Raw genomic sequence first — 5,547 nt, forward strand, 5'->3', positions numbered from 1 at the left:
CCCTGGCGTTTCAACGCATCGGCAAGCGCCACCGATTGTGTGTAGGGGACTACAGGATCTGCCGTGCCGTGTATCAGCAACACCGCCGTTTTTTCAGCGCCAGGCCGTGGCGCTGCGCTGGTGGCCTTGACGGTGGCAGTCGCGCAGGGGGTATTGGTACAACCCATGAATCGGCGTGCCGCGTCGCGGATGCGCGGATAGTCATCGTCGGCGAGAATGCGCTGCATGTCGTAGATGCCGAACCAGCCGATCAATACCTTGGGGCATGGATGGCTACGGGTATCCGCATCGCATCCGAGCGCCGTCAGCGCTGCCAGATGGCCGCCAGATGAATTGCCCCACACCGCCAGGCGTTGGGGATCGAGCGCGTACTGGGAGGCGTGATCCTGCAACCAGCCGATTGCCGCGTGAACATCGTCCTGCGCTGCCGGGAAGATCGCTGTCCCGCTCAGGCGATAGTTTACCGACGCCACGGCGTAGCCCTGAGCGGCGAAGCGAGCCAGCACAGCGGGAAAGTCCTCGAAGGCGCCGGTGGTCCGTGCATCACCGCCAGACCATCCGCCACCGTGGATATAAACGATCAAGGGTCGACGAACAGCTGGCGTGGCGGGCAGATACAGATCCAGGGGCAGGGGCGACTGATCCGTGCTGGGGCTGGCATAGTGCAGATTAGCCATTCGAGTCACTCCGTTGGCGAAGCTGCGCTGCGCCGCGTCCGCACCCGGAGCACGATAGCCAGTGTCGGTAATGGCGATGTCTTGGGTAAAAGTCGATACAGCCGGTAGCGAGGTAGGCTGGGCGGCCAGCACGCCTGTCCACAGCGTCAGTACTATTGTGCCTACGCGCGACAGACAGGCGGGCCAAGCTCTGGGGAGCGCTTTCATCTTGTTCCTTGATCTATCGGGTAGGAGAGCGCCATGGCCCCACATTGCTCACAGCTGCAATGGTGTCGAGGCCGGCATTCGTTGCCGAAAAAACAGGCATAACGCCTATTAAGCCCCCTGCATTCTGTAGATCGCCAATGCGTTTCTGCCAAATTTTTTTTGCGTTTCTTACATAACCGATACGGCCATACAGCGTCGCGCTTATCTCTTTTGCGCATAGCAGCATAAGGTTTCGGTCTTTGGTCATCTGGCATTGCGCGTGATTTAACGTCGCCGTGCCACGAGTGGCTACCTAATCCTTTTCACCCATACCCAAGCATTTGCCATCGACAGCGCGTCGATGACAGGCATCGGCTCGCATGCTGGATATTCGAATGAAACATCACAGTCAGCAGAAAAACTCTCTCTGGGTGGCCGGCATCGCCCTTGGCCACACCATGTTCCTGTCGTCTGCGCCCGCCAGCGCAGCGCCAGAGCAACGGCTAGACACGGTGCAGGTGCAAGGGGTGCGCCAGGCCGATGCGCAACAACCGCCTGCGTCCACGCAGCGACTGACGGGCAAGACCCTGGAGCAGCAAGGCGTGTATCGCCTCGAAGATCTGCAGCAGATCGCTTCCGGCCTGGAAGTGACAGCCTCAGACCCGTTCGATACGCGCCTGACTATCCGTGGCCTGGGTGACGGCGGTGGCAGCGAAATCAACATCGGCATGCCCAGCAGTGTGGGGTTGTTTCTGGACAACGTTTACCTGAGCCGCCCTGGCATGCTCTCCAACGACCTGCTCGATATAGAGAGCGCCGAGGTCTTCAGCGGGCCCCAGGGTACGCTGCATGGTTTCAATACCACGGCGGGCGCCATCGACATTCATAGCCGCAAGCCGACATTCACCCCTGAAGGCTCAGTGAGCCAATCCATCGGCCAACGCGGCTACACACAAACGCAATTCATGTTCTCCGGCCCGCTGACCGACACCCTGGCGGGGCGCATCAACCTGTCCCATACGGAGAAGGGCGGCTTTATCAAGAACGAATACACCGGTCACGAATTGGGCGGCAGTAACCAGGATGGCGTTCGCGGACAACTGCTGTGGCAGCCTGGCGACGATTTCAACCTGCGGATCATCGCCGACCTCAACACCTCTACCAGCTACCCGGTGCAGACGCTCGACAAGCTGTACACCATCAACGGCACCCAGCCCTATCTCGATCGCGCCAATCAGGTGGGGGCCCACGTGGTGGGCGGCGGCCGCAAGGTCAATACCGATGACGAGAACGAAGCCTATGTGCGTCAAGGCGGGGTGTCGGCCGAAGCCAACTGGAAACTGGGTGATGGCTACAATCTGCGATCCGTCTCGGCCTACCGCTATTTTGGCTATCAACCCAACAGCACCGACACTTTGGATATCCCCCTGTATTCGGGCAGCGGTGCGGACGTCTGGGACCGCGTCTGGTCTCAGGATCTGCGCCTGGACTCGCCCAAGGGCGAGCACTTCGACTATGCACTGGGCGCTACTTACTGGGGCGAAAACCTCGACACTCTGGCACACGATTACTACGCGCCCGGTGCGCGAACCACGCAATGGTATGGCACTGCTGCCAACACCGGGCTGTCGGTCAGGCGCTGGGGCCAGGTCGACGACAGCGTGTTCTCGCTTTACGGTCAAGGGACGTGGCACGTTAACGACCGCTTCGATATCACCGCGGGTGTGCGTGACAGTTACGAAAAAAAATCCGGATCGTTTCGCCGCGTCAACAAAAATCCATTCGACTCCGGGGAGCTCAATCAGTACGAACAGCTGCCCGCCGGGATGCTCAACTTTGCCTATTACTTCACCCCACAGTTGCAGGGTTACATGACCCTGGCCTACGGCAAGAAATCTGGCGGCATGAACGTGTCCTCAGGGGCGGCAGGCAAGGCGGGCTATGACAGCCTGTTGGTGGAACCGGAAAACACCCGCGGCGGCGAAGTGGGCTTCAAGAGCCAATGGTTGCAGAACCGCATCAACTTCGAGCTGGCGGCGTTCTACTCGCAGGTGCGCAACTACCAGACCTCCGCCTATGACCTCGAAACTGAGACGAGCTACCTGATGAATGCCGGGACCATGCGTTCGAGGGGCCTGGAAACCAATCTGGAGCTTAAGCCGCTTGAAGGTTTGAGCTTCAACTTCAACGGTACCTTGCTGGACAATAAATATCAGGACTTCAAAGGTGCACCCTGTGCGGCCGAAGTGACCTTGGGTGGCAGCAAGGCGACTAGCTGCGACTTGAGCGGCGAACGTGTGTTCCGTTCACCTAAAGCCACCTATTCCCTGACCAGTCGTTATGAGTGGCAGACGTTCGACGCACTGCAAGCGTTTGTGGCTGGCCGCTTCTCCTACCGGACCTGGTCCTATGGCGCGGTCGACAACTCGCAGTACTCGCGCATTCCGGGTTATGGCTTGCTGAATCTCTCTACCGGACTTAGCGGCAAGTACGCGGACGGCACCTGGAATGCCTCGCTGTGGGTCAATAACGTGGCCAACAAACGCTGGTTCCGCACGCTCAATACCGGCAGTTATGCCTCCTCCTTTGGTGTGATGGGTGACCCGCGCACGCTTGGAATGACGGTCGGATACAACTTCTAAGGGCCACATCCAGCTCTCATATGACGACGTGTCGATTGCTACCCCATCCGGAGTTCAGCCTCGTGAGCAACCCCTTTGACAGCCTGGCGCGCAGGCACTTCCTCGAATTGGCGGGCACTACCCTGGCGATGGCCGCGCTACCCAGCATGGCCCAGGCAGGAGCGCGCAAGCCGAATATCATCTTCATCCTTGCTGATGACCTGGGGATTGGCGATGTCGGCTGCTATGGTCAGCACCGTCTTCGCACACCGCACATTGACAGCCTGGCCCGTGAAGGCAAGCGTTTCACCCAAGCGTATGCCGGAGCGCCCATCTGCTCCCCTTCACGCTGCACTCTGTTGACCGGTCTTAATACAGGGCACAGCCGAATCCGCGCCAACTTCGCACTGGCGGGGGGCACCGTGGGGGAGTCGGGCGGCAAGACTATTCGCCGCGCCAGCCTTGGGGCGCGAGACGTGACGGTCGCTCAGCAATTGCAAACGCAGGGTTATCGCACCGGCCTGATGGGCAAGTGGCACCTGGACGGCTATGACCCTCAAGCGACGCCCATGGATCGCGGCTTCGATGAGTTTCGTGGCTGGTTGATCCAGACACCAAGCACCCAAGGGTATTTCCCGACCCAGCGCTATCACGACCGGCAACTGGTCGATGTTCCTCAAGCGCTTGGGCATACCGCCGCGCATTACGAAACCGATCTGTGTACCGACGATGCCTGCGATTTCATCCGTCGCAACACCGATCAGCCGTTCTTTCTGTTTCTGGGCTACAGCGCGCCGCACAGCCCGTATATCGCTCCCAGCTATGGATCGTTTGCGGGTGAGCCCTGGACTCAGGATCAAAAGTCCTACGCGGCGATGATCGAGCTGATGGACCAAGGTGTGGGGAACGTCCTGCGAACCTTGGCGGAGCAGGGGCTAGACCGCGACACCGTGGTGTTTTTCGCCTCGGACAACGGTGCCCGTTCGGAGCCCACTGCCGCACAAACAGCGGTGGTCGAGTTTTTCGACTCCAGCGGTATCTATCGCGGCTACAAGCGTGATCTCTATGAAGGCGGCATCCACGAGCCCTTCATCGTGCGCTGGCCCGGCACCATCAAGGCAGGCAGCCTGAGTGATGAGCCGATCTACTTTCCGGATTTCTTGCCGACGGCGCTGGCGCTGGCCGGCGCGCCCGCTGTAACCGGCGATGGAGTCGATCTCGGTGAGCTGTTGAAGCATGAGGGCGCCGGTCTCAAGCCGCGCTATTTCTACTGGGAGACCTTCGAGCCGGAATTTCGCCAGGCGGTGCGATGGGGCAACTGGAAGGCGATCCGCATGAGCAAGGGCCAGGCGTTGGAGCTTTACGATCTCAAGGCGGATCCGAAGGAGAGCCACAATATCGCGGCCTAGAACCCGACTGTCATCGCCCAGTTGGAAACGTATCTGGCCCAGGCGCGAGAGCCGTCGGTGGAATATCCATGAGCGACTGCTGCGGCCCCGTTCGTGATCAAGCCACATGTGCAAGCGTGTCGCTGCTTCAGTCAACTGATGTGCCAAGCGCTGAAATGCTTGCGATTCCCGCAGGCGTGTATCGATTGGGCGGGGAGGGAGGTGAATGCATCACTGCCGACGGCGAGGGGCCCGTCCGAGAGGTGTACGTCGATGGGTTCCTGATGGACGCCCAAGCAGTGACCTCTGAGCAATTCGCGCTATTCGTGGCGCATACGGGCTATGTGACCGATGCCGAAGTTTTTGGTTGGTCATTTGTTTTTGCCGGGTTGTTGCCCCCAGGCACCGCATGCCTGGAACAAGGTCCCAGCGCCACGCCCTGGTGGTGTGCCGTACCCGGCGCATCATGGCGCAGACCGTTGGGGCTTGCATCGAGCTACGACGATTGTCGTGACCATCCGGTGGTGCATGTTTCCTGGAACGATGCTCATGCCTACGCACGATGGGCAGGTAAATCACTGCCTACCGAGGCGCAATAGGAAGCAGCCGCGCGAGGTGGGAGTGTCGATCAGGTGTTTCCATGGGGCGATGTGCTGGAGCCTGATGGAATACACC

The 5,547-nt window shown here is 59.9% G+C and carries 4 protein-coding genes; 3 read left to right on the forward strand and 1 reads right to left on the reverse strand.

Annotated features, from left to right (window positions below):
• The coding region (locus VGC62_RS19235) for an alpha/beta hydrolase (protein WP_331188672.1) at window positions 1-884 on the reverse strand (884 nt) is incomplete at its 3' end.
• Between the two features lie 374 nt (window positions 885-1,258).
• On the opposite strand from VGC62_RS19235, the gene VGC62_RS19240 reads away from it, so the two are divergent.
• The 3 genes from VGC62_RS19240 (at window position 1,259) to VGC62_RS19250 (ending at window position 5,471) form a co-directional block, all read left to right on the forward strand.
• Window positions 1,259-3,505, forward strand: a complete 2,247-nt coding sequence (locus VGC62_RS19240; protein ID WP_331188673.1) for a TonB-dependent receptor — start codon at window positions 1,259-1,261, stop codon at window positions 3,503-3,505.
• Window positions 3,506-3,567: 62 nt separating this feature from the next.
• Window positions 3,568-4,893 (forward strand): arylsulfatase, encoded by a 1,326-nt coding sequence (locus VGC62_RS19245; protein WP_331188674.1) that lies wholly within the window; start codon window positions 3,568-3,570, stop codon window positions 4,891-4,893.
• Between the two features lie 155 nt (window positions 4,894-5,048).
• A complete protein-coding gene (locus tag VGC62_RS19250; RefSeq protein ID WP_331188675.1) occupies window positions 5,049-5,471 on the forward strand; it encodes an SUMF1/EgtB/PvdO family nonheme iron enzyme in 423 nt (140 codons plus the stop codon).
• Window positions 5,472-5,547 lie beyond the last annotated feature (76 nt).

The organism is Pseudomonas sp., from assembly GCF_036404235.1.
Taxonomy (GTDB): Bacteria; Pseudomonadota; Gammaproteobacteria; order Pseudomonadales; family Pseudomonadaceae; genus Aquipseudomonas.

What these genes read in the sequence shown, in the direction of transcription:
- VGC62_RS19240 (WP_331188673.1), top strand. Translation starts at nt 1,259, where the DNA reads ATGAAACATCACAGTCAGCAGAAAAACTCTCTCTGGGTGGCCGGCATC.
- VGC62_RS19250 (WP_331188675.1), top strand. Translation starts at nt 5,049, where the DNA reads ATGCTTGCGATTCCCGCAGGCGTGTATCGATTGGGCGGGGAGGGAGGT.